Raw genomic sequence first — 23,501 nt, 5'->3', positions numbered from 1 at the left:
ATATGGCTGATTTTATTATTCCCAATTCTGATGGGATTGTTCACATTTTGATAGATGTTATTGCCATTACCCAGGAGCCGTATACAAGTCATTATGGATTTAGAAGCACAAATTCAATTGCTGATTGATCATGCACCCCGCGATGGGGTGACACCACATCTTGTTGCAGCAATTGCTCCTGCCCTGAGAGCGATCGCTCAAAAATTACGCTACTCCCAGTACTATATTCTCCAAAATTCGGAGGCAAGCTGGGTTTTAACTACATTGAGCAATCGGACTAATCCAGGATTGGAAAAGCGGGTTATTTACGCTTTCCCTACCATACAAGATATCTCTCTAATTTCCCCTGCTGGGCTTGACCCTCAAATGGTAGCTAAAATTGTTCCTGTAACCCATATTTTGTTCCAATTGATGGCATTAGACCCCGTAGAGAGTATCGTTTTTTTGGAGACGCCGGGTAAGACCACTCATACCTTTGAAGTTCGGCGAACTGAACTAGAAAAACTGATGCAGCAACAGTTACGACAAGAGCGATCGCCTAAACAGATCCCCCCTGATATTGCATAGAAAAAATTTGGATGTGGGATTTTTTAGATACAATCCCACATCCAAAATATTAAATCTCAAATTCCTGGAAAAAAGTTTTCTAAATTAGGGAAAAACGAAATTTTTTCTTTCTCTTACACCGCGCGATCGGCTTAACTTTCTGTGAAACCTAAAATTGATAAAAAAACAGTTATCAGTGAACATTTTTCAGTTTTCAAGTTTTAGTTTCCCAGTCAGCCAGAGTCCCCCATTTAAGACAGGTGGAAAGTTTTACTTGGGGTCTAAATTCCTACTTTCTACTTGAGAATTGATAACTGATTTAATAGAGGCGACTTAGTGTGTACTCAGCTATGTTAATCAATGCCTGATGAGACTCTGAGGGTGGGAGAACTGCAAGATGTTCAATTGCCAACTTAGCATGGTGAGCAGCTAACTCTCGCGCCTGCTGTATACCTTGACTATCTTGAATTATTTCCAGTGCTTGCTCTAAATCCCCTTCTTGGGCAAACTCTCGGTCAATCAGCACTTCCAAAGATGGTTTTTGGGCTAAAGCAAATAAAACGGGTGCAGTCAGATTGCCACTTTTCAGATCAGACCCCACTGGTTTACCCAAAGTATCTGTTGTACTAGTGAAATCTAAAATGTCATCAACAATTTGAAATGCGATACCAAAATGACGACCGTAGCCATACATATGTTCAACAGTTTCTCTAGAGACTTCACTGAGTAACCCAGCAGCTTTAGAACTGTTGGCCATTAACGAAGCTGTTTTGTAATAACTCTTCTGGAGGTAAGTTTCAATAGAGATACTAGCATCAAAACAATTTAGTCCCTGCTGGATTTCCCCAGTAGCCAGATCCATAATTACTTCTGAAAGTAGTTTCACTACCTCCAAATTGTCCAAGTTTGCTAAATACCACGACGATTGGGCAAAAAGAAAATCTCCTGCTAATATGGCAATGCGGTTCCCGAACAAACTATGAACGGTGGGAACGCCTCGCCGCACATCTGATTCATCTACCACATCGTCATGTACCAAGCTTGCTGTGTGAATCATTTCTGTAATCTCAGCCAAGCGTCGGTGACGCGGCGTAATCTCTTGTTCTAACATTGTTGCCCGCGATATTAGCAGGACAATTGCTGGTCTGATCCGCTTTCCCCCAGCTCCGAATAAATGTTCGGCTGCTGCAAACAGAATGGGGTGGCGGTTTCCAACTAGCTGTTTTAGGTTATCTGCTAGTACTTGCAGGTCTGCTTCCACAGGGGTAAACAGGGAGGTGGCTGGGGTCATGGATGGGCGGACTCTGACTTAGGTTACGAAAGTTTACATATCCTACACTTATTTTAAGATAACCCTGTGCCGGTGCAAAGTTTTCATAAAGTAATCCCATTTTTTAGTCTATTGCTGAATTCTAAGTTAATAATGTATTTGTCAACAAGTAATTATGCTTAATTTTGGCAGATCAGTTGGAAACGAAGAATATGACTTCTCGGTATATGGGAAGAGTTTCTACTGAAGATGGTGTTACGCGTTTCCCCGCATTTCCAAGTTTGCCGCTACAGACAGATTAAACTCAAATTCAAGCAATATTACTTATTGACAAACTGGATACAACTTTAATTTTTCACCAATGGCTAAGACTAAATTTCTCTAAGCCTGAGGTATGGTTATTGAAAAAACTTGAAATTTAGCAGGCGAGTGAGATTAAAATTCAGAGTCGTTGTGTTACTCTAAAACATAGGAATTATAAATTTTTCAGATATTCACACCCCAAAAGTCAAGTCACCTATTAGTTGATTATACTTAGTTGGTGTGGTGTGTCTAAAATAGCTAGTCATTGGTTATATTGAGGGAACGATTCCTTTGATGTTTCCTAAGATATGCAAAACTCCTGGTTTGGAGCTATGCGATATTCCTATGGAAAGCCGCTACACGTCTTGAGCGCACGTTGAGCGCAAGCATTTCTCTTTTCATAGCAGTGTGAGCAAAAATAACGCAGATCAAGTAGACCCTTGAGAATCGCAGTTTTAGCTTGTCAGACGACAATCTAACTGCTGTGGGATGTGTGGTCTGTAAAAATTTGCATAAGATAATAAATTCTTTGTCCGTATAGAATTTAATTTTTATAGGTAGTTTTACTATAGCAAAATATAGCCATCAAGAATGCACTTGGTTGGCTGAGGTTCTACTAATTTTATAAAATTTTAGATTCGTTTGCAAAAGGTGCTGGTAGAACAATAATTTACGGAAGTATACCTATGATGATTTTTATTTTAGCGTCTGGATATTTGTTCACAGTTTACCTGTTATTAGCACTGGCAAAGCGAACGGTCACAAAGACTGTTGCTACAAGTTTTCCTTCTTCTACCAAAGGAGAACACAAGCAGGAAATATCAGTAATAACAAAGGTAACTGAAGCAGTTAATAGTCAATAGTCATTTGTCATTTGTCATTTGTCATTTGTTTTGATTAAAGGACTAAGGACAAATTAGTTTTATTAGAGTTGAGAAATAGCGATATCAGTGAAGCAAACCTCTTCAACCATTTGGGTATAGCCTAGCCACTGCACTCCAGACTGGGAAAACTGTTGCGGACAACCGCTGACGGCGAAGCGAGTTGGTAGTGGCGGGTGAGTATTTCTTAAGCTTAGTAAGTCTAGTTCTTGGACACAAGCTGCCACAACATGAACAGCTGGGTCAACCATCTGGACTTGAGAGGGGAGGAGCGATCGCAATACTGGTGCTAGGAGTGGATAATGGGTACAGCCGTGAACTAAAGTATCAATTTCTTTCTGTAGTAAAGGCTCTAGATAAGCTCGTGCTACTTCCGCAGTGTAGGGGTCGTAAATGCGGTTTTGTTCAATCAGTGGTACAAACTCTGGGCATCCAACTTGCCAGACTTGGGCATCAGGAGCAATTTCGAGTATGGCGTGCTTATAAGCATTACTCTTAGCTGTAGCTGGGGTTGCAATTACACCAATCCGTTTTCCTTGCTGCACAGCTGCCCTTGCCCCTGGTAAGATCACTCCCAGAATAGGTATGCTAAATTCTTGACGCACGGTTTCTAGTGCTAGAGCCGAACTGGTGTTGCAAGCCATAATCACCATTTTTACCTGCTGCTGTTGTAGCCAGGTAATAATTTCCCGCGTAAATTGCAAAATTTCTGCTTGTGAACGAATTCCGTAAGGAAGCCGAGCTGTATCCCCAAAGTAAACAATTGATTCATTGGGGAGTTGCCGATATATTTGTCGCAGTACCGTTAGTCCACCCACACCACTATCAAAGATGCCAATTTGGGCACGTTGGGGTTCTTGTTCTTGCTCGGAAAGATCGTCAAGATTGCCTTTAAAGATGGAAGATGAATACACAGGCAGATGTTAACTTAGGTTTTTGACTCTAAAATACAGAATTTAGCAAACAATCCCCAAATTTACCACTAAATTCTGCACGTAAAAGAAATTTGAATATTATCTTTGTAAATATTTAAGAATACCACGAGCGATCGCTTTTGCCATTTGATTTTGATATTCCGGTGTTCTCAATCTGGGATTATCCTCTCGACCAGACATATAGCCTGTTTCCACTAAAATCGAAGGCATGGAGCTTTTCCTGAGAACGTAGAATCTGGCTTTGCGGGTTCCCCGGTCTTTGAGAGTATTAATATCTTGGAGGATGGTATTGCGAACTACTTCAGCCAGAGCGTAACCGCTGTCGTAATAATATACTTCCAAGCCATTGACATCAGGGCGATTATCAACCGAATTAGCGTGAATGCTGACAAACAAAGTTGCATTTACTCGTTCAGCAATGTCTACCCGTCCCTGAAGTTCTACGAAAAAGTCAGCATCTCGCGTTAACACTGCTTGTACACCATTTTGCTCTAAAATTGCTCCTACCCTTCTACCAATAGGCAAGATTACATCTTTTTCTAAAAGTCCACCCAGACCGGGAGCGCCTGAGTCTTTTCCACCATGTCCTGGGTCAATAACTACTAACAATTTCCCTCTAGGAACTGAGGAGCGTGGCTGTGGCTGGGAAATTGGCCGGGGATTATCTGTGGGGTTTGGGAATTGTCCTTGATTTAGCGATGGCAGAGGAGGTAGAGCAATGGGCGGTGTAACGCTAGCAGAGCGTTGTAATTCTAGAGCCAAAAGTTGGTCGCCAACTTGGTTGAGTTCCCCAATTTGCACTCCGGCTGCTGGTTGAACCAAGACAGTAACAGCATTAGATTCTTGTGGTTGCAGGCGGACTCGCAGTATCGGGCTATTAGCATTAAAACTAGGGCCTGTGACTTTGGGAGCTAACTTAGCATTGTTGATAGTGATGCGGAACAGACCAGAGGTTCTATCCCAGCCGCCTATAGCAGATAAAGTTTTGTCGGCTCTAATCAGCAGTTGTGTGCCATTACCAGCTAGTTCTACAGACTCAATAGTAGCAGGTGAACTATTAGCAGATGGTATAGAGCGTGGACTATTACCTCCAAGTAACTGAGTAATACCACGACTAGGTATAACGACAAAACCACCAACACTACTAGTGGTTGCTCGCCAATTTGGACTATTTTCGTCCACTTGTAAAGTCAGGCGAACAACAGATGGGCTTGTTTGCAGTTGGGTAAATTGGATACGGTTGACACCAAAGCGATTAATCAATAAATCCCGTTGCTCTAGACTTGGTGATAAAGTTGCGCTAGCAATGTCAATGTTAATCGCCTTCTGATCGTCGCTACGATTTACCTGAATCTGAGGATTACCACCACTGGTACGGATGAAAAAACCATCGCCTGTGACTTGTAAGTTCTCAATTTGAGTAACCCTAGCGAGAACCATTCTGTTGTTAGGTGGATTGACAGTGCCGGTTCTTACGACATTGTAAATATTTCTTGGAGATAAGACTGGTGAAGTTTCTGTGGCGATAACTTCTCCTTGCTGTTCATCAGTATTTTTTAAGGGTACATTTTCGGCTTCTGGCGTAGGTAATTGCACTGTCCACAGATCGCCAGTTGTGCCCACAAATTGCACTCGTTTGGGGTCTAAAGTATAACCAGGATTCAATTCAACGACTATGCGTGTTGTTTGTTCGTCAAATTGCCCAACCCGGATAGAACGAATTCCACCGCCCACCTGTTGGGTTAGCTGCGGACGCCCAAATGTGGTTTCTGGCAAATCAATTACTAAACGAGTCGGGTTAAAAATTAATTGTGCTTGGGGTTGAACATCCCCTAAAGTATTAATTTCCAGCCTATTTTGATTGGCATCAAAACGCCAAGATTCGAGTTTCGCAGCCATTGCCGGCGACGATAGCATGAAGATAGTTCCAATAGTACTGGATAGTAACCAGTGTAATTTCACAGTTCTTTCTCCTGATTCACATTTATGGAAGCCGTCAACATCTCAACATATTGGCAAATCCTCACACCATCACCGCGTCCACTTGAGTTTTGCGCTGTTATTAAGACACAGCTAATGGCGTAAAATATATATAGCACGCTCCTCTGATTTTGCCATGCCATCCATTAGCTCAGATAAATTTGACTTTCAAAGCATCAGATGACAATAACAAAGAAGTTAGTCTTATCCCGCAGCAAGAATACTTAAATTGTTTTACTACTAAATTGGTAAAGATTAGATGTATTTACTCAATAATTTAGACCAAATTACTTATCTTCTCTTTAGATACTGAAGGATGCCACGAGCGATCGCTTCTGCCATTTGATTTTGGTAAGCTAAGGTTCTGAGTTTAGCGTTATCCTCTCGCCCAGTCAAATAACCTGTTTCTACAAGAATAGAGGGCATAGAACTTTTTCTGAGGACAAAAAATCTCGCTCGTCGCACTCTCCTGTCTTTGACATTCACGCTTTGGAGAATACTGTTATGGACAGTGCGAGCTAGACCTAAACCACTGTCGTAATAATATGTTTCCAAGCCACTGACATCGGAACGACCTGGACCAACTGCATTAGCGTGGATGCTAACAAATACATCAGCATTAGCTCGCTCTGCTAATTGCACTCGTCCCGGAAGGGTAACAAAATAGTCAGAATCCCGCGTCATAACTACTTGTATGCCATTTTGCTGCAAAATCCCACCGATCCTTCTGCCAATAGACAAAATGATATCCTTTTCGCGTAATCCCCCAAGACCTACTGCTCCAGAGTCTTTGCCACCATGTCCAGGGTCAATAATCACTACCAATCGCCCATTGGCAAATGGACGACGTGGTTGTAATAGGGGCTGAGGATTGGGATTATTTGGGTCTGGGAATGACCCACGGTTTGGCGGTGGTAGTCCAGGTAAAGCAAAGGGGGGTCTTCCAGGGAGGGCGACAATTCGCCGAGAGCCTTGTATTGGTACTAAAAGCTGGTCATCGATTTGCTTAGGTTGCCCAATTTGGACTCCGGCTGCTGGTTGAACTAAGACAACGACAGTGTTGGGTTCTTGGGGTTGCAGGCGTACCCGAAGAATGGGGCTATTGGCAGCAAAAGTAGGCCCTGTGACTCTGGGAGCTAATTTGGCATTGGTAATTGTGATGCGGAACACACCTGATAATCTATCCCAGGCTCCTGTGGCAGATAAAGTTTGGTCGGCTTTAATTAACAGTTGTGTGCCATTATCAACAAGTTGCACAGACTCAATTGTTGCTGGCGAGTTGTTAGCAGATGTTCTACTAGGAAAGGAAGAAGGTTCTGACTGATTGTCCGAATTATTACTTCCAAGCAATCCGACAACGCGATTAGGCAGAACTACCAAACCACTGCCGTTACTATTAGTTGCTCGCCAGTCTGGACTATTTTTATCTACCCGCAAAGTCAGGCGGACACCAGGAGTTTGAGTTCGGAGTGGAGTTAATTCGACGCGGCTAATACCATGTTTATTAACGGGTATATTATTCTGTTGCGCCAGACGTGGTGATAAAGATGCGCCAGAGATATCCATGAAGATGGTAGCGCGATCGCGGCTGCGAATTACCTGAATTGCAGGATTACCGCCATTGGTGCGAAGGAACAACCCATCCCCTGTTACTTGTAAGTTCTCAATTTTAGTCGCCCCTTGTGTAGTCGTGGGAACCTTTGAAATAGTAGGTTGAGGCTCAGAGTCTGGGGTAACAACACTGTAAACACTTCTCGGAGGTGAAGCAACTTTTTCGACTTCTGGCGTCGGTAATTGCACCGTCCAGCGATCGCCAGTTGCACCAACAAATTGGACTCGTTTGGGGTCTAAAGTATAACCAGGAGTCAGTTCGACAACTATGCGCGTTGTCTCTGTATCAAACTGCCCAACCCGGATCGAGCGAATCCCACCACCTACCTGTTGGGTTATTTGCGGACGCCCAAATGTAGTTCCTGGCAAATCAATTACCAGTCGAGTCGGGTTAAAAATTAGTTGTGCCTGGGGTTGAACTGCCCCCACAGTATTAATTTCCAGCCTGTTTTGATTGGCATCAAAGCGCCAAGATTCAAGTCTCGCGGCCATTGCCGGCGAGGATAGCATGAAGATAGTTCCAATAGTGCTGGGTAGTAACCAGTGTAATTTCACAGTTCTTTCTCCTAATTCACGTTCATGGGAGCCGTTAATATCTCAACTCATTGGTAAATCATCACACCGTCACCACCTAAACTTGACCTTTATGCCTTCTTTGATTTTTTAAAATGGTATAAAGACATACTTAAATCAGTTATCACTTATCTTGGGTCTAAATCCCCATGTGAAATATCCACCTGTAGAGGTGGAGGATTCTGAATCCCCAGGAAGCTACAAAACTGATAATTGATAACTGTTTACTAATAAGTGTTTGTTCTTTGTTGTCATCGATGCACTAAGTTAATAATTCCCACTACTGTCAGATGATCTAACAAAATTTATAGATGTTACTCCCCAATTATCTGGAAAATATTCAGATAAAGTTTTACAAGCCGAGGGAGACTAGAAATAAGTAACATTCCGAATGCTCGTAGAAATTAGAAACAGACAATTATTCTACAATCACACGAGACGGAAATTTGGGGAGAGAAGTTTCCACTGGACAATAGCAAAATCTTCAAAGCAATGTCACAGTGCTGAATTCAGCATCCTGAGTCTTGAGTGATTTTCGCTCAAAACTTAGTATTGAAAAAGAAGTCAGAAGTCAGAATCAATTAGTCGGGATCTTGAGGGTCTTAAACTCCTTGATTCAGACGCTCTCTATGAGACGCTGCGCGTAGCTTGCTTCTTTGCAGGAGTACGCGGACTCGCTAGCGCTTTGCTATCCGCCAGTTGCCCAAAAGTCTTATCTGTTTTCTGGCTCCTGACTCCTGAATTCCGTCTTGATAATTTACCCAAGACTTTGATTAACTATCCTCAGATTCTGGAGTTGTTTCTAGTTTCCCACGATCATTTGATGCTGGCACCCTCGATTGAGGTGGTTCAATTACCAACGATGTCCCAGAGATACCGTCTAAAATCAGTTGCTCAGAGCCTGCATCTACGGTTTTTGGGTCTGGAAATACAAATCGTAACAAGGGAGGAGCTAAAAAGGTTGTCAAGATAACCATCATGATAATTGCCGCCCCTAATGGTTTTGAGAGAGCGCCACTGGCAGCGCCGACACCAGCAAACACTAACCCAACTTCACCTCTGGGAATCATCCCCACACCGATCGCTAAACGGTTGATTCCCGGTTGACCAAACACGCTTAAACCTGTGATTACTTTACCAATAATGGCTACTGTAATCAGGAAAGTTGCCATAATTAGACCTTCCCGATTGTCAGGAATCGCTGGGTTTAACACTCCCAAATCGGTTTTTGCCCCAACCGTCACAAAGAAAATTGGCACGAGCATATCGGCAATGGGACAGACTTGCTTTTGCAGTTCTTTGCGTTTATCCGTCTCTTCTAAAACTAAACCTGCCGCAAAAGCTCCCAGAATTGCTTCTAAGTGGATGACGGCGGCCAGGTATGCCATAGCAAAGGCGAAAATGAATGCTGGTATCACTAGTCCACCCCGTGTTTTGAGTGTATCAGCGATCGCTACAAATAACTTATTGAAAACATTGCCTAGTAAAATTGCTCCCAAAATAAAACCAGTGGCGCTAATTATCAAATAAATGACTTTGCTCACATCCACCACGCCATCTTTAGCGAGGCTAGCAACTACCGCTAAAACGATGATTCCCAGAACATCGTCAATTACGGCAGCACCCAAAATAATCTGCCCTTCTTTAGAATTGAGTCGCCCCAATTCTGACAGCACTTTGGAAGTAATCCCAATACTAGTGGCAGTCAAAGCCGCCCCTGCAAAAATTGCGGGTACAGCGCCAATACCAAACAAAGTCATCAGTCCCACAGTACCAGCAGCAAAGGGTACTACTACCCCGACTATTGCTACAACAGTGGCTTGGATACCAACTGCCAGTAAATCTTTTAAGTTCGACTCCAAGCCGATTTCAAAGAGCAGAATAATCACACCCAATTCTGCTAAAACCGAAACGACCTCGGACTGCGCCGCAAACACCGATGGAGTTGCTTCAGGTGTTAAACCAGCAGTGGTTTGCAGGAAGGACATGATTAAAGAGCTAGAACTGTCGATGTCGCCCTCTGGAAACACCAAAAGGTGGAAAACAGAGATGCCGACTACTACACCACCTAAGAGTTCTCCCAACACGGGCGGCAAACCTACTTGGTTTGATAACTCTCCACCAACTTTGCTGGCGAGATAAATTACTACTAAACTTAGCAGTACGGCTGCTACGACCATTGAACTGTCTGCGGCTTGTGTTGCGGTAGCCAGCAGAGGAAAAGAGTAGTTGATTGAATCTAACAAATGCATGGGTTATGTGAAAATCTTTCTCTTTGATTGTGGCGCGTTTCTGGAAAACATCTATGCTTAGGATTTAGACATTGACAAAAAATACAGTATTACACGGAGTTTAACAAGTCAAATACCGCGAAAGATTTATTGTTTTTGAAACCTCCAATTGAAACACAGTTTTCACTAGAACAGAACTTACGCACTGTACAAATTAATCATGGTATGCTTTTGCCAAAATAGGTTGTTTCAGGCTTTGATTAATCATTACTTTGATGGTAAATAGATCCGCGCTGTAGGGGTTTAGCAATGCTAAATCCTTACGACAGATACAGTTTTTTCCATTACACATATTTGGTATTTTCTGTCAATGCGTAAGTTCTATAGAAAATATTTCATGCGTAACTTGTGAGCGATCGCTTTAACTTTCGCTCTAGTCTTTTTCAGTACAATGACCTTCCCCTCATCGCCACTTACACTACTGCGGATTCTAGCATCCGAATTGTTCCAGTATCAGCGTCTATTTCTACCTCTAAACCAATAGGTAATGTCAACACTGGTTCAATATGACCAATCATCGCACCATACCAGGCCGGAATACCCAAAGGCTTGATGTGATCCCACACTACTTCTTCTAAGGTGAGAGAACCATAGTCAGCGTCAGGCGAACATCCCTTACATTGTCCAAAAATAAAGCCAGCAAGTTTATTAAATAGCCCCGCAATTTTTAGGTGAGTCATCATCCGGTCAATACGATATATATTTTCACCGGTATCTTCCAAAAATAAAATTGCACCTTGCAAATCTGGTAAGTAGGGAGAACCGACAATTGCCGACAAAACCGAAAGATTCCCACCGATGAGTTTACCTTTAACGCGACCGGAAGTAATAGTTTGTATCCGGTTATTGACTTGCATTAGACGGTTTTCATCATCTCCATCCTTGAGATTTTGAAAAGTAACGCTTTCACCGTTAAATAACACACGGCGAAAATATTCTGTCTGGGTCGTTCTCCATGAAGTCAGTCCGTTTGGCCCGTGAAATGTGACTAGGTTAGTCTTAGCATTCAAAGCCAGAATTAAAGCGGTTAAATCACTAAAACCGATCATAATTTTGGGATTTTGCCGGATGCGTTTGTAATCTAAATAAGGCAAAATCCGACTACATCCCCAGCCACCACGAATTGGTAAAATAGCGGCTACAGAAACATCACTAAAAAATTGATTGATGTCACCAGCACGTTCTTGATCTTTGCCTGCTAAATAACCATAACGTTCCAGTAAATGAGGTGCAAGGCGGGGGACAAGTCCCAACGCTTTAACTGCATCTATCACTACCTCCAATTCTTCACGGACAAAGGTTGCGCTTGCAGGACTGACAATTCCTACTACGGAGCCAGCCTGCAACCGTTTGGGTTTTAATAGTGGTGGTGGGGATGCTTTCCCCGACTTCAGGGGCGAAACAAAGATTGAGGAAGTAGCAGCTAAACCAATGAGCAAGTTACGGCGGTTAATCATTAGGAATTTAGGTACAACGCCATCTGTAATTAAACCATGCTGCAAAAGAGAATCAAGATTTAGGAGTGGTCAAAGCTTTGCAAAAGCCAGTTAAAAGTACAATTACTTTAACCTCTGACTGGTGCGCCGTGCTGTACTAGTGTAATTTTTTGAGTTTCCAAAAATGTAACCATTTCAGCTTTTGACGATCGCAGTGTCAAAGTAAGAACATATAAATCATATCTAGCGATCGCACTTGAGTTGTGAAAAACTTGTGGTGGCTGTTGACTCTCAACGGCCACCAGAAGATCGCTACATACGTTTATTAAAAACATCTGTGGATACTTTGAGGAGTGCAAATCTTATGACTAAAGCCGCTTTACCCGGTTCTCAGTTTCTATCTGGAAATTTGTGGAAAATACTGCCTTTCGCTTTGTTGGTATGTACAATTTTTATACTGCCTGCATTAGCACAAGAAAAAGATAAATTGTGGCGAACCCTTACTGTCAGCGGTCGCGGAATAGAAACGACTCCTGCAACCTTGGCACAAGTCAGTTTAGGAGTGGAGATTCAGGGGAAAACAGCCCAAGAAGCACAGCAAGAAGCTGCCCGGAGGTCATCTGCTGTGGTTGCGTTCCTCAAGAGCCAAAATGTCGAAAAATTGCAAACTACTGGTATTCAACTCAATCCAGTTTACAGCTACACCAATAATGTGCAGCGAATTACAGGCTATGCTGCCAATAACACTGTGAGTTTTCGCATTCCTACCGAGAAAGCTGGGACATTATTGGATGATGCAGTGAAAGCGGGTGCGACCCAAATTAACGGCATTAGTTTTGTTGCGAATGATGAAGCGATCGCATCTGCTCAAAAACAAGCATTAAAAGAAGCTACCCAAGACGCCCAGCAGCAAGCTGATGCTGTTTTCAGTGCCTTGGGTTTTAAACCCAAAGAAGTCGTCAGTATTCAAGTTAATAATGCGACTGCACCACCACCACCCATGTTTTTACGGGCTGAGACTTCACAAAAGTTAGCCAACACCGATGCTTCCACCCCTGTCGTTGGTGGTGAACAGCAAGTAGAAGCATCAGTGACACTACAAATTAGTTATTAATCGTTATTGGTTATTTGTCCTTTGTCAAGACAAATAACCAATGCCCAATGCCCAATGCCCAAAATTTAATTAGAAATTTTCTGAAGACATATCTGCTGCACCGCCCTCACCATCCCGTTTGGAGCCTAATAAATCCAGTTGGTCTACTTGGATAACTGGTGATGACCGGTTTGCTCCAGTTTGGCGATCGCTCCATGTGTCAAACTTCAAGGAACCTTTGACAGCAATTTGTTTACCTTTACGTACATAATTACCTGCCACCTCCGCCGTTTTTCCCCATAGTTCCAAATTAAACCAGTCGGTATGTTCACCTTCTTTAGTACGACGATTAACAGCTAGTGTCAATTTACACTTAACACTACCAGACTCAAAATACTTAATCTCTGGGTCGCCGCCTACACGACCAATGAGGGTGACAACATTAATACTCATAGGTGTTACCTTTTAGTACGGGTGTACTTATTAGTTTAGACTTTCATCATAGCGAAATGTGAAACACTTGAAAATAATGTGTTAAACAGTTAACAATATAATTGAATTGAAAAATTATACATACTACTTGGAGAAACACATAAAAGTATAGGGTTATACTAACCTAACTAGAGAAGATCATGAAATAGAGGACTGAGACATCCGGCACGATTAACTCTTACCGTTGTAGTTAAAAAGTATCGCACATAAGGGGCTTAAAGGACGCGTGGGTATTTTTAGGAACTTTCGCACATCATGGGATATGGGTATCGACCTCGGTACCGCTAACACTCTGGTTTATGTAGCTGGTAAAGGTATTGTACTGCAAGAGCCTTCTGTAGTTGCGATCGATGTCAACGAAAAGGTAGCATTAGCAGTCGGAGAAGAAGCTAAAAAAATGCTCGGTCGTACACCGGGAAATGTAATTGCCCTGCGCCCCTTGCGTGATGGTGTAATTGCTGATTTTGATATAGCCGAGCTGATGCTGAAAAGCTTTATTGGGCGTGTAAATGAAGGCAGGTCTTTGATTTTACCCCGCATTGTCATTGGTATTCCCAGTGGCGTTACAGGAGTAGAAAGGCGAGCTGTGATGGATGCAGCTCACCAAGCAGGAGCAAGAAAAGTGTATTTAATTGATGAACCTATAGCTGCGGCAATTGGTGCAGGACTACCTGTTGCCGAACCGACTGGCAACATGATCGTCGATATTGGTGGTGGCACAACAGAGGTTGCGGTGCTAAGTCTTCAGGGTACGGTGATCAGCGAATCAGTACGCATTGCTGGAGATGAACTGACTGAAGCGATCATTCAGTACATTAAGAAAGTTCATAACTTAGTGATTGGTGAACGTACTGCCGAAGACATCAAGATTCGGCTTGGTTCTGCCTATCCTACTCATGATGATAATGAAGCCATGATGGAAGTCCGAGGCTTACACCTGCTTTCTGGTCTACCGCGAACTGTAACAATCAAAGCCCCAGAAATCCGTGAAAGTATGTTGGAACCACTATCAGTAATTATAGAAGCTGTGAAGCGGACACTGGAACGCACACCGCCAGAACTGGCAGCAGACATTATTGACAGAGGTATTATGCTGGCTGGTGGCGGTGCTTTGCTCAAAGGCATAGATACCCTCATTAGCCACGAAACAGGGATTATTACCCACATTGCTGCTGATCCTTTGAGCTGTGTCGTGCTAGGAACAGGTCGGGTTTTAGAAAACTTCAAACAGTTGGAACGAGTTGTCACCGAAAGCTCTCGCAATATGTAGCAAAAAAATATCAGAATTAAGTTCTATTTGAGTTCTATTTGGGTTCTATATAAATAGAATCCAAATAGAACTTAATTTATATAAGTATATAAGGGTATATATGGTTACAATACGGCGTTGGTGGGATCATAAAGGGTTACAAATTGGATTGTTAGCTCTAGTAGTTGGTAGTGCTTGGGTATTGCGACAGACTCAAGGTGAACTGGTGCTTGAGACATACCATGCAATTACCCGTCCGTTGGAGATGTTACAGCCAGGGCCAACTCCAGAAGAACGCATCAGAGATGCCCGGATATTGGAATTGCAAACCCGTATAGTTGATTTGGAAAGTCAAAAGACAAACTTGCAAGGTTTATTAGGCTATGTGGAAAAAGAGCCACTGGCATCAAGACCAATTCCAGCCAGGGTAGTGGGACGTAGTGCTGACCACTGGTGGCAACAAGTTACCCTGAATCGTGGTGCAAATGTGGGGATTCAGGAAGGTTTCATAGTCAAAGCAGATGGCGGATTGGTGGGTTTGGTGGAGAGTGTAACTCCCAATACTAGCCGCGTGTTATTAATCAGTGATCTCAAAAGTCAGGTAGGTGTATCAATTAGCCGCACGGCAGCTAAAGGCGTTTTGCGAGGAGATTCTTCAGCCGAAGCTGTGCTGGAGTTTTATGAAAAAGTCCCAAATGTCAAATTAGGAGATTTAGTTTCCACATCTACTTATAGTCAGAAATTTCCATCTGGCTTGGCAGTAGGACGAATCAAATCGCTGGATTTAAAGAAACTTCCGGCATCAGTGGCGAAAATTGAGCTTTTTCCGCCAATCCGCTCTCTCGACTGGGTAGCTGTTTATCCAAAGCCAGAAAATCAAGAGTCGGCAAATGAAGTGCCGCCAAAGTCTAAGTAAATTCTTCCTTGAAAATCCATAAAAAAATGAAGATTCCTGCATTTGGTGGCAGCAGGCAGAAAAAGCCAAAATCGCCAGAGCGAAAAGCCAAATTCCAAATCCAGCCGCTTTCTCGTTGGCATCCCCGTATACGTCAGTTGTTGGGTTGGATAGTGACGGTTGGATCTGTACTGTTATGTTTACTGTTATTGCCAACCCGCCTACCAGGTATGGAATTATTGGGAATTGGCCCTAATTGGCTGTTAATTTGGGTAGTAGCTTGGAGTGTGAAGCGCCCAGTCTTTTCGGGAGCATTGGCAGGTATAGTTCTGGGGCTACTTCAAGATTCAATGACATCACCTAACCCTACTCATGCCCTGAGTTTAGGTATAGTTGGAATTTTAACTGGTCTGCTTCAGAAACAGCGTTTTATCGAAGAAGATTTTATTTCTATTGCTGTAATTGTCTTTGGTATGGCAGTTTTGGCAGAAACTATCTTTGGGTTGCAATTAACCTTGAGCGGCGATGAGCGCAAAGTCACAGATATTTGGACATATTATCAGCGTGTCGCCCTGGCTTCTGCCATTCTTAGTAGTCTGTGGGCACCTGTACTTTATTATCCCTTAAATCGTTGGTGGCAAAGGATAAAATTGTTGGAGCAATAATAATGAGTGCTGAGTGCTGAGTAATGAGTGGTGTTAGCGGATAGCTAGGGTTTAAGCCCGTGCTGAGTTGAAAGACCATCTACGAGGGAAGAGGTTACAGGTGACAGGTAAGAGTAAAAAACTATCCCCTAAGTCTTTATGAAATTTGGGCAACCTCTGGGAATATGGATTCAAGCTACAGTGAATTGTAATGTGAATATTACAGGCTGATGCAAGTTAAAACAGCAATAATAGCGCCTGGATTTTACTCTGTTTAATTATCAGGATTAAAGCGCGATTCTCCTGTGGAGAGGCTGCGCGATCGCGTGCAGAATATTTATAGTATTGTCTAAAATTATGGATAATTCCCTAGTGGTCGCTCAAGCAGATGCATCTTTACCAAATTACACTCAGGAAAATATACTTGTAGTGGAGTCAGCAGTTGGATCGAATTCTCCTATAAAAATAGGAAGTGACTTTGACTCTCGTATGATGCTGCGGTGTTTGGAACTTGCTCGCCGCGCTTTAGGACGTACCTCACCAAATCCCTTAGTGGGAGCGGTGATTGTTAAGGATGGTGAGATTGTCGGGGAAGGGTTTCATCCTCGTGCAGGTGAGCCTCATGCAGAAGTGTTTGCCTTGAAAGCAGCAGGCGTTGGCGCAGCCTCTCCCCAGGAGAATCGCGCTGATGGTGCAACAATCTATGTCAGCCTCGAACCTTGCAATCACTACGGACGTACTCCCCCTTGTTCGGAAGGATTGATCAAAGCAGGGGTGGCAAAAGTAGTAGTGGGTATGGTTGACCCTAATCCACTGGTAGCTGGAGGTGGTATTGCCCGTTTACGGGCGGCAGGGATCGAAGTGCTGGTAGGAGTGGAAGAATCAGCTTGTCATCAATTAAATGAAGCTTTTGTGCATCGCATTCTCTACAAACGACCTTTGGGAATTTTAAAGTATGCTATGACTTTAGATGGCAAAATTGCTACCACATCTGGTCATAGCGCCTGGGTAACGAGCCAAGATGCCCGCAGTGAAGTACATCAACTACGGGCGGCTTGTGATGCAATAATTGTCGGCGGTAATACAGTCCGACAGGACAATCCTTATTTAACTAGCCATCAAGTGGGGGCACATAATCCCCTGCGGGTGGTGATGAGTCGCCATCTTAACTTACCGGAAAACGCCCATCTGTGGCAAACTGCGGATGCTCCGACTTTGGTGTTGACACAGAAGGGTGCTAATCCCGATTTTCAAGAACTGTTACGAAAACTTGGGGTGGAGGTGGTGGAACTAACATCACTTACACCAGATCAGGCAATGATGTATTTATATGAACGGGGTTTCTGTAGCGTGTTGTGGGAGTGTGGTGGGACTTTAGCTGCAAGCGCGATCGCTCAAGGAGCAGTGCAGAAAGTTCTGGCATTTATTGCCCCGAAAATTATTGGTGGTAGCATTGCTCCCACACCTGTGGGCGATTTAGGTTTTACTACCATGACTCAGGCGTTGTCTCTAGAACGTGTACGTTGGCGTGTAGTCGGGTCTGACTGCTTGGTGGAAGGTTATTTACCCAAAAAGAATCAATAGTCAATAGTAATGACACTTGACTATTAATTAACTTTTTGTGATTTTTCTCTCATGAACACTGACGTTCATCGGCAAGATCACGTATGAGAGCTAGCCGAGATTGAATGTAGTGGCACAGAAAATCAGTTTCGCTCGGATCTAACAACACTTGCGTTTCGGTTTGTTTCACCAACCACTGCACCAAGCTAGCATCATCTAGTTGCAAGAGGAGCTTGGCTTGAGCGGTTTCAACTACTGACCAAAGTTGACGCATAATCGTAGGAGTCATCAAACCTCAATTGAATTATTACCTTAGCTGCTTTCACATTACATAATTCCAATCGTACTTTACGACATGAATGTAGAAGCTGAAACAAGTATTATTAAAAACTTAATAATGGTATTTATAACTTTATTTTGCGGGATTTGTTGGGTTTTGTTCCTTAACCCAACCTACTATTTTCTTAACCCAAGAGTATTGTCCTATATTGAATCCTGAATCTGTCTTAGGGGATACAAAAATCTAACTTTTGAGCTCAATTTTTCCTAAAAGATTAACACTTTTTAGCTGTAGATGGATTTACAAAATCATGTAAATCTGCATCCCAAACGCTGATATAAATGAAATCACATTGTTGGCGGATAATCTGACCCTTGACTGAGCCATTCTTAAAACTAAAATTATCAGATTGGCGCTGTTGTACTTGTTTAAGTCCCTGCTTAATATCTTCAGTGGCTTGCCCACTTAACAATCCATTCAAGGTAGCCTCCATTATCTGCGGATCTACTGATTGGGCAAAAGCTACCTCAGTTTGACGCAGTACTTTAGAATTACGATCAAATAAGTAGCCAAGGTCAATTTTGTTTGGTACAAGTTTGTAAACGACAGCACGAGTTTTGCCCCACACGCCTCTTAAATCTTGATTTGGTTTGCCAAGGGTAGCTTCTACGATGTTTCTTGGTGTACCTGTAGGAAATGCGGGAACGCTTTGTCTGCTGGTAGTGGCAGCTAATTTACTCCGCGGCTTGTTCTGTGGTGTGGGACTCGCCTCATTCTCTGGTTCTGGCTGTGGTGTTGATGCTGGTACTGCTACTGGAGTATCTGAAGTTACAGGCTCGCTTTCTGGCTGTGGTGTGGATACAACTGCGGGATTAGAGGCTGGCAAAGGATCAGGAGTTAGTTGCAGCTGTGGTGGTGAGGTGGGTATATCTGGGACTGGGGAAGTTTGAGAAGAAACGGGTGGATCGGCAGATGTAGGAGTAGGCAAAGATTCTGGCGATCGCGTAGGACTTGTGACAATGGTTGTCTGTGGCTGTTGCTGGCGACTGATACCAGAAATTGCGATCGCACCAATCAAACCGCCTACCAGCAAACTACCAACAATCACAGCAGGTTTTTGCCAGTTTCTAAAAGTGGCAGATCCATTAATAATTGTACTTTTTTGCGATGAAGATAATGGCTGGATTTGCTCGGTCAATATGGCGGTGGGAGTATTTACAGCTGACTGGGGGGAAATATAACTAGCAGACTGCAAATCATATAGCATTTTACTAGCAGTGCTGTAGCGATCGCCTACATGAGGCTTAATTGCCTGATTAAGTACCATTCTGAATTCAGGGGAGACATTAAGGGCGTGTTGTTGCCAAAGTATTTCCCCAGTTTGCAGATCAGTTAGTAGTTCTTGCGGGTGTTTCCCAGTCAGCAAATAAATTGCCGTCAAGCCCAAGCTGTAGATATCAGTGGCGTAAACTGGCCGGCCAACTGCTTGTTCGCTAGGCATATATCCCGGCGTACCAATCACGAGCGATCGCGTGGGGTATGCTAGGGAATTCACCAGTGAACGGATTGTTTCTTTGACTGCACCAAAATCAATCAAAACTGGTTTGTTATCAACAGAACGGAGAATGATGTTATCTGGCTTAATATCCCGGTGAATAATGCCTTTGCTGTGGACATAATCCAAGACTGAGAGAAGATTCAAAAGAATTTGCCGGACAGTAGCTTCGTTTTCAAAGCCTTTAGCTTGAATAATTTTTGTTAAGGTTTGACCGTGAATCCATTCTTGGACGAGATAAAACTGCCCGTTCTCAGAAAAGTAGGCGTAGAGTTTGGGAATTTGGTTACAACTTTCACCCAAATACTCTAAGGTTGCTGCTTCCCTCTCAAACCGTTGTTGGATTATTTGGTAGGTTTGTGGGTCATTATTGGTTATCGGTTTGAGTTGTTTGATCACACAATGACGACGAGAAGGCATATGGGTATCTTCTGCCAGAAAGGTTTCGCCAAACCCACCAGCACCGATTACCTGGATAACTTGATAGCGATTGTTTAACAACGTTATTGTCATGAAAGGTTACAAGCAATAGCCCTTTTCCAATGTACATCAGATATAACCCTTAGCTTGGGCTTAACCTGCCATATCTGCAATACCCTCGCCAAATTCATTGGTATCAACTTAACGTAACAACCAGTGTGAACAACGCTTTGAGAGATTGTCTCGTTCCCAGTCGGAGACTGGGAACGCCATTAAGAGGCTCCGCCTCAAGACTTGCGGCAGAGTCGCAATGAGCAGCATTTCTAGCCAGAAGCTAGAAACGAGGTTTTAAAAGCGTTTGGGCTTTAGTTGACACGAATACAGTTATTTTCAGGTAAATAGACCACGCGGTAGGGGTTTAGCATTGCTAAACCCTTACGACAGATGTGGTTCAAATACATGAAAACTGCTGTAAAAGCCGACAGTACAGAAATTTTACCAGTTTTACCAAGAACATCTAGTTTTCAAAAGTTTGTGGTTCAAATATCTGGGAATACTAACTTGATGTTGACGTGATTATAGCTAATCTATCGCTATGAAAATTTCTCACAAACTGATTAGAAGCTTTATTGGTATTTCCTTATTAACGAGCGTTGTTGGTGCGGTGGCGATCGCTCAAAGCCAGAAAATTGCTGAAACTCTGGCGATCGCTGAAGCTGAAGACGTTGCCCAAGTGATTGCTATTTCGATCTCCCAAGATCAAGATAAACAGCTAGAGTTGACAGGTGTTAATCCTCCAGACGAACTGCAAGACTTTGGCAATTTACTGCATGAGTTGCAAAAGCGCGACATTGTGGTGGTCAATCGGCAAAAGCTAATTTTGGCGGATGCCGTTCCTGAAAATGTCGGGACGATTTTTGTTCATGATCAGGGCAATGAAATCTCCCAAACAATGCAGGATGGGAATCTCAGAACTTTTCTGGAAAAGAGCGTTGATTATCCCCAAGGAATTAAATTAATTGTCGTTCCACTCAAGAATAAACAAAATCATACCGATGGTGCTGTGATTCTAGAGTGGTCATCGCTTTATGACAACGCGATCGCTCAAGCCAGACCGACAATGATTGTGATCGGTATCACCAGTTTAGGCTGTGTTATTTTGGCATTGATCATCGGATTGAGAATTTCGAGCAGCATTGCCAAACCACTGCAATCTGTGACAGTGGTGGCGCAGCAAGTCACCCAAGCGTGCTAAACCCCTACAGCATGGTGTAATTACGGTTCTGGTTTTCCTCTAGTGGTGTTGGTTTTTATCAAACACATCCGTTTCATCAACAAACACATCCGTTTCATCAACAAACGCATCCATTTCATCAACAAACTGATCTGTTTCATCAACAAACACATCCGTTTCATCAACAAACGCATCCGTTGCATCAACAAACTGATCCGTTTCATCAACAAACTGATTATTTTTGTGGCGATCGCTTTTTATGGAATTGCCAAACGCTCAACGGGTAACTCTAAAATTGTCCTACACCAAGTTTAATTTTTAATTTAAGTAAAGCAACTGTTGACTTTTTAGCAGTTGACAGGGTATTATATTCGTGATGGAAAATGTGCGCTCAAATATACTCTTTTCTCCAAAGATATTCATTACTAATTTTTGACTAACAATCCAAAGTCAGGGCAAAAAAATAGCGCTACCCACAATAATTGGGAAACGCTATGATTGTATGAATGAAAATTTTGCTATTTTGAACGTCTTTAAGAGCGATCGCCACGCTGATGTTTAGTAACACTTAGCGTTTAATTGACTGGTTTGAAACTACCCCCAAAAGACCTATCTACTCTCGGTCTTCTTGATCCTTGGGCTTGGGTTTTTGTCGCCGTTGTTCCACCTGCTCGTCAATGGTTTCTCTCATTTTGCGATCAGCAGCGTCCATTGCAGAGTACTTAAAGCGGTTGATTATGCCACTGAACAAGTTGCCAAAGAATCTTTCAATTTCTTGCATAATTCTATACCTCAATATTTAAAGGTAAATTCTTGACTTTACATTGGTCTTGGACTTTCTAGTGGAAGTGGGAAATAAAACGCTAATCTGTCCTCGAAGTATCTGTTAGTCTCTTAGCGTTTCTTGGTGGTTTATTATCCGTTAATCACTTTTGTTTGGGATGGCTGTATAAAACAGTCTTCTCAATCAAGTTAGTACTATTGAGACTTATGAGATTAAAACGTGCTGGACGTTTATTTATTGTATTCTGTCTAAGGTAATAAATGGGGTAAAAGCACAGGTAACAAATTGTCTACTTGTTTGTAACAATTTTCCGATTTCACTGTCAATTACTCATTAGTGCCTTTGGTGCGATGTCTACGACAGGCTGTTGAGTGAAGCAACTTATGGAATTACTGAATATTATCAGGGTCTACATTGAGCGATGGCTGCGCCAACCCCAAGGGCGAACGTAATCTTGCCTTTAACTGTTCTATCTGCAATTCTGCCACTTCTTCTGCTTGCTGCCTTGCTAAAACTTCCTGCCCTAAAGCCTCTGCCAGTTCATCAGGGATCAGTAATTTTTTCCCCGTATCCTCTCGATAAAACCCAATTAATTTTCCCTCAATCACCAAGCGCAGTTGTAGCGGTTCACTGCGTCCATCCTGTATGGGTTCGTAGATTTCTCCTCGCAGACGATAGCCACGTAACTGTTGTTTTACCCACTCACCTTTAGGGTCAAATAGCCAGTATTCCTTGACACCTAGTTGCTCATAGAGAGTCTTTTTGAAGATTTCGTCTTGTCCCTTAGTCCCAAAGGATGTCATCTCAAAAATAACTGTAGGTACTTGACCCTCTTCCCAGATTTTATAGTTGTCCCGACCGCCAGGTGCAACATCAAAAATCACCATCACATCTGGGGCTACCCGCAACTTGGGAAAACCTTGTGCATAGTAAAGAAATTGATTTCCTAATACTGTTGCCTGACGATTTGCTAAATACTGTTTTAGGACTTCTAAGGTAGTTAGTAAGGCATAAAGGTGGTCGTAGGTTTCTGCCACTGGTTGACCATCAGCACTGGGATAGAAGATTTCTGATTCGACATGAACAGGTAAAGTAGCCGTCATAGTTGTAAAATCAGCGCTACGAGATTATTGTAAAACAACTCTAGTTCTTCCTAACTTGGGATGTGCAAGCTTTTTAAAATATAACTAGATAACTCACAAAATCCTTCGCCTTCAGCAGCGGTAGTAATATAAGCAGGGTGATATTTCAACTGATTTATATATTCCAGCACGTTTGCCACGCCTACAGAAATAGGAAAATAACGCTGATCAAATAAACTTTCATCATTGGGGCTATCACCCACAGTGACAATTTCTTCTGATGAGTACTGAGGCAAATATTCGCGCAATACTTGCAACAATCCCACAGCTTTATCTTGTCCTTGGGGTTTAATGTGACACTGCACGTTGCTGTAGGTAAATCCC

The 23,501-nt window shown here is 42.8% G+C and carries 21 protein-coding genes; 8 read left to right on the top strand and 13 right to left on the bottom strand.

The window, feature by feature from the left end; all coding sequences use genetic code 11:
• Positions 1–93 precede the first annotated feature (93 nt).
• The gene (locus tag ACEW80_RS25945; RefSeq protein ID WP_373529359.1) at positions 94–567 is read left to right on the top strand and encodes a hypothetical protein; all 474 of its coding nucleotides are present in this window, start codon (positions 94–96) and stop codon (positions 565–567) included.
• 298 nt (positions 568–865) lie between these two features.
• Here ACEW80_RS25945 and sds read toward each other — a convergent pair whose 3' ends face one another.
• Entirely contained in the window at positions 866–1,837 is a 972-nt protein-coding gene (gene sds / locus ACEW80_RS25940) for a solanesyl diphosphate synthase (RefSeq protein WP_373529358.1), read from the bottom strand.
• 947 nt (positions 1,838–2,784) lie between these two features.
• Between sds and ACEW80_RS25935 the strand changes: the two genes are divergently transcribed.
• Positions 2,785–2,982: a hypothetical protein gene (locus ACEW80_RS25935; protein WP_373529370.1), complete on the top strand. Its 198-nt coding sequence runs from the start codon at positions 2,785–2,787 to the stop codon at positions 2,980–2,982.
• A gap of 62 nt (positions 2,983–3,044) precedes the next feature.
• On the opposite strand, the gene murI is transcribed toward ACEW80_RS25935, so the two are convergent.
• From murI to ACEW80_RS25905, 6 genes are all read right to left on the bottom strand, one after another.
• Entirely contained in the window at positions 3,045–3,914 is an 870-nt protein-coding gene (gene murI / locus ACEW80_RS25930; RefSeq protein WP_373529357.1) for a glutamate racemase, read from the bottom strand.
• A gap of 99 nt (positions 3,915–4,013) precedes the next feature.
• Positions 4,014–5,897, bottom strand: coding sequence for an N-acetylmuramoyl-L-alanine amidase (locus ACEW80_RS25925; RefSeq protein WP_373529356.1), 1,884 nt, complete (start codon positions 5,895–5,897; stop codon positions 4,014–4,016).
• A 309-nt stretch (positions 5,898–6,206) separates the two neighbouring features.
• Positions 6,207–8,081 carry an N-acetylmuramoyl-L-alanine amidase gene (locus ACEW80_RS25920; RefSeq protein ID WP_373529355.1) on the bottom strand — a complete coding sequence of 625 codons (1,875 nt, stop codon included), beginning with the start codon at positions 8,079–8,081 and terminating at the stop codon, positions 6,207–6,209.
• 791 nt (positions 8,082–8,872) lie between these two features.
• The gene (locus ACEW80_RS25915) at positions 8,873–10,351 is read right to left on the bottom strand and encodes a cation:proton antiporter (RefSeq protein WP_373529354.1); all 1,479 of its coding nucleotides are present in this window, start codon (positions 10,349–10,351) and stop codon (positions 8,873–8,875) included.
• A gap of 452 nt (positions 10,352–10,803) precedes the next feature.
• Positions 10,804–11,847, bottom strand: coding sequence for an LD-carboxypeptidase (locus tag ACEW80_RS25910; protein ID WP_373529369.1), 1,044 nt, complete (start codon positions 11,845–11,847; stop codon positions 10,804–10,806).
• A gap of 107 nt (positions 11,848–11,954) precedes the next feature.
• Positions 11,955–12,161: a hypothetical protein gene (locus ACEW80_RS25905; RefSeq protein ID WP_373529353.1), complete on the bottom strand. Its 207-nt coding sequence runs from the start codon at positions 12,159–12,161 to the stop codon at positions 11,955–11,957.
• Between the two features lie 29 nt (positions 12,162–12,190).
• Here ACEW80_RS25905 and ACEW80_RS25900 point away from each other — a divergent pair, with 29 nt between their 5' ends.
• A complete protein-coding gene (locus ACEW80_RS25900; protein ID WP_373529352.1) occupies positions 12,191–12,940 on the top strand; it encodes an SIMPL domain-containing protein in 750 nt (249 codons plus the stop codon).
• A gap of 69 nt (positions 12,941–13,009) precedes the next feature.
• On the opposite strand, the gene ACEW80_RS25895 is transcribed toward ACEW80_RS25900, so the two are convergent.
• Positions 13,010–13,372, bottom strand: coding sequence for a single-stranded DNA-binding protein (locus ACEW80_RS25895; protein ID WP_373529351.1), 363 nt, complete (start codon positions 13,370–13,372; stop codon positions 13,010–13,012).
• 301 nt (positions 13,373–13,673) lie between these two features.
• On the opposite strand from ACEW80_RS25895, the gene ACEW80_RS25890 reads away from it, so the two are divergent.
• The 4 genes from ACEW80_RS25890 to ribD all read left to right on the top strand — a co-directional run bounded on the left by ACEW80_RS25890 (position 13,674) and on the right by ribD (position 17,783).
• A complete protein-coding gene (locus tag ACEW80_RS25890) occupies positions 13,674–14,681 on the top strand; it encodes a rod shape-determining protein (protein WP_373529350.1) in 1,008 nt (335 codons plus the stop codon).
• Between the two features lie 100 nt (positions 14,682–14,781).
• Positions 14,782–15,576, top strand: coding sequence for a rod shape-determining protein MreC (mreC, locus tag ACEW80_RS25885; RefSeq protein ID WP_373529349.1), 795 nt, complete (start codon positions 14,782–14,784; stop codon positions 15,574–15,576).
• A 26-nt stretch (positions 15,577–15,602) separates the two neighbouring features.
• A complete protein-coding gene (mreD, locus tag ACEW80_RS25880; protein ID WP_373529348.1) occupies positions 15,603–16,220 on the top strand; it encodes a rod shape-determining protein MreD in 618 nt (205 codons plus the stop codon).
• Between the two features lie 336 nt (positions 16,221–16,556).
• The gene (gene ribD / locus ACEW80_RS25875; RefSeq protein WP_373529347.1) at positions 16,557–17,783 is read left to right on the top strand and encodes a bifunctional diaminohydroxyphosphoribosylaminopyrimidine deaminase/5-amino-6-(5-phosphoribosylamino)uracil reductase RibD; all 1,227 of its coding nucleotides are present in this window, start codon (positions 16,557–16,559) and stop codon (positions 17,781–17,783) included.
• Positions 17,784–17,832: 49 nt separating this feature from the next.
• Here ribD and ACEW80_RS25870 read toward each other — a convergent pair whose 3' ends face one another.
• Both ACEW80_RS25870 and ACEW80_RS25865 read right to left on the bottom strand, forming a co-directional pair.
• Positions 17,833–18,051 (bottom strand): hypothetical protein, encoded by a 219-nt coding sequence (locus ACEW80_RS25870; protein ID WP_373529346.1) that lies wholly within the window; start codon positions 18,049–18,051, stop codon positions 17,833–17,835.
• Positions 18,052–18,316: 265 nt separating this feature from the next.
• A complete protein-coding gene (locus ACEW80_RS25865) occupies positions 18,317–20,110 on the bottom strand; it encodes a protein kinase (RefSeq protein WP_373529345.1) in 1,794 nt (597 codons plus the stop codon).
• Positions 20,111–20,612: 502 nt separating this feature from the next.
• Between ACEW80_RS25865 and ACEW80_RS25860 the strand changes: the two genes are divergently transcribed.
• On the top strand, positions 20,613–21,272 hold the full coding sequence (locus ACEW80_RS25860) for a hypothetical protein (RefSeq protein WP_373529344.1): 660 nt from the start codon (positions 20,613–20,615) through the stop codon (positions 21,270–21,272).
• A 592-nt stretch (positions 21,273–21,864) separates the two neighbouring features.
• Here ACEW80_RS25860 and ACEW80_RS25855 read toward each other — a convergent pair.
• The 3 genes from ACEW80_RS25855 to ACEW80_RS25845 all read right to left on the bottom strand — a co-directional run.
• The gene (locus ACEW80_RS25855) at positions 21,865–22,032 is read right to left on the bottom strand and encodes a hypothetical protein (RefSeq protein ID WP_181930943.1); all 168 of its coding nucleotides are present in this window, start codon (positions 22,030–22,032) and stop codon (positions 21,865–21,867) included.
• A 392-nt stretch (positions 22,033–22,424) separates the two neighbouring features.
• Positions 22,425–23,138 carry a Uma2 family endonuclease gene (locus ACEW80_RS25850; protein WP_373529343.1) on the bottom strand — a complete coding sequence of 238 codons (714 nt, stop codon included), beginning with the start codon at positions 23,136–23,138 and terminating at the stop codon, positions 22,425–22,427.
• Between the two features lie 50 nt (positions 23,139–23,188).
• The coding region (locus tag ACEW80_RS25845; protein ID WP_373529342.1) for an HAD family hydrolase at positions 23,189–23,501 on the bottom strand (313 nt) is incomplete at its 5' end.

This window comes from Nostoc sp., from assembly GCF_041747015.1.
Taxonomy (GTDB): domain Bacteria; phylum Cyanobacteriota; class Cyanobacteriia; order Cyanobacteriales; family Nostocaceae; genus Nostoc.
This window is presented reverse-complemented; position numbering and strand designations above follow the sequence as displayed.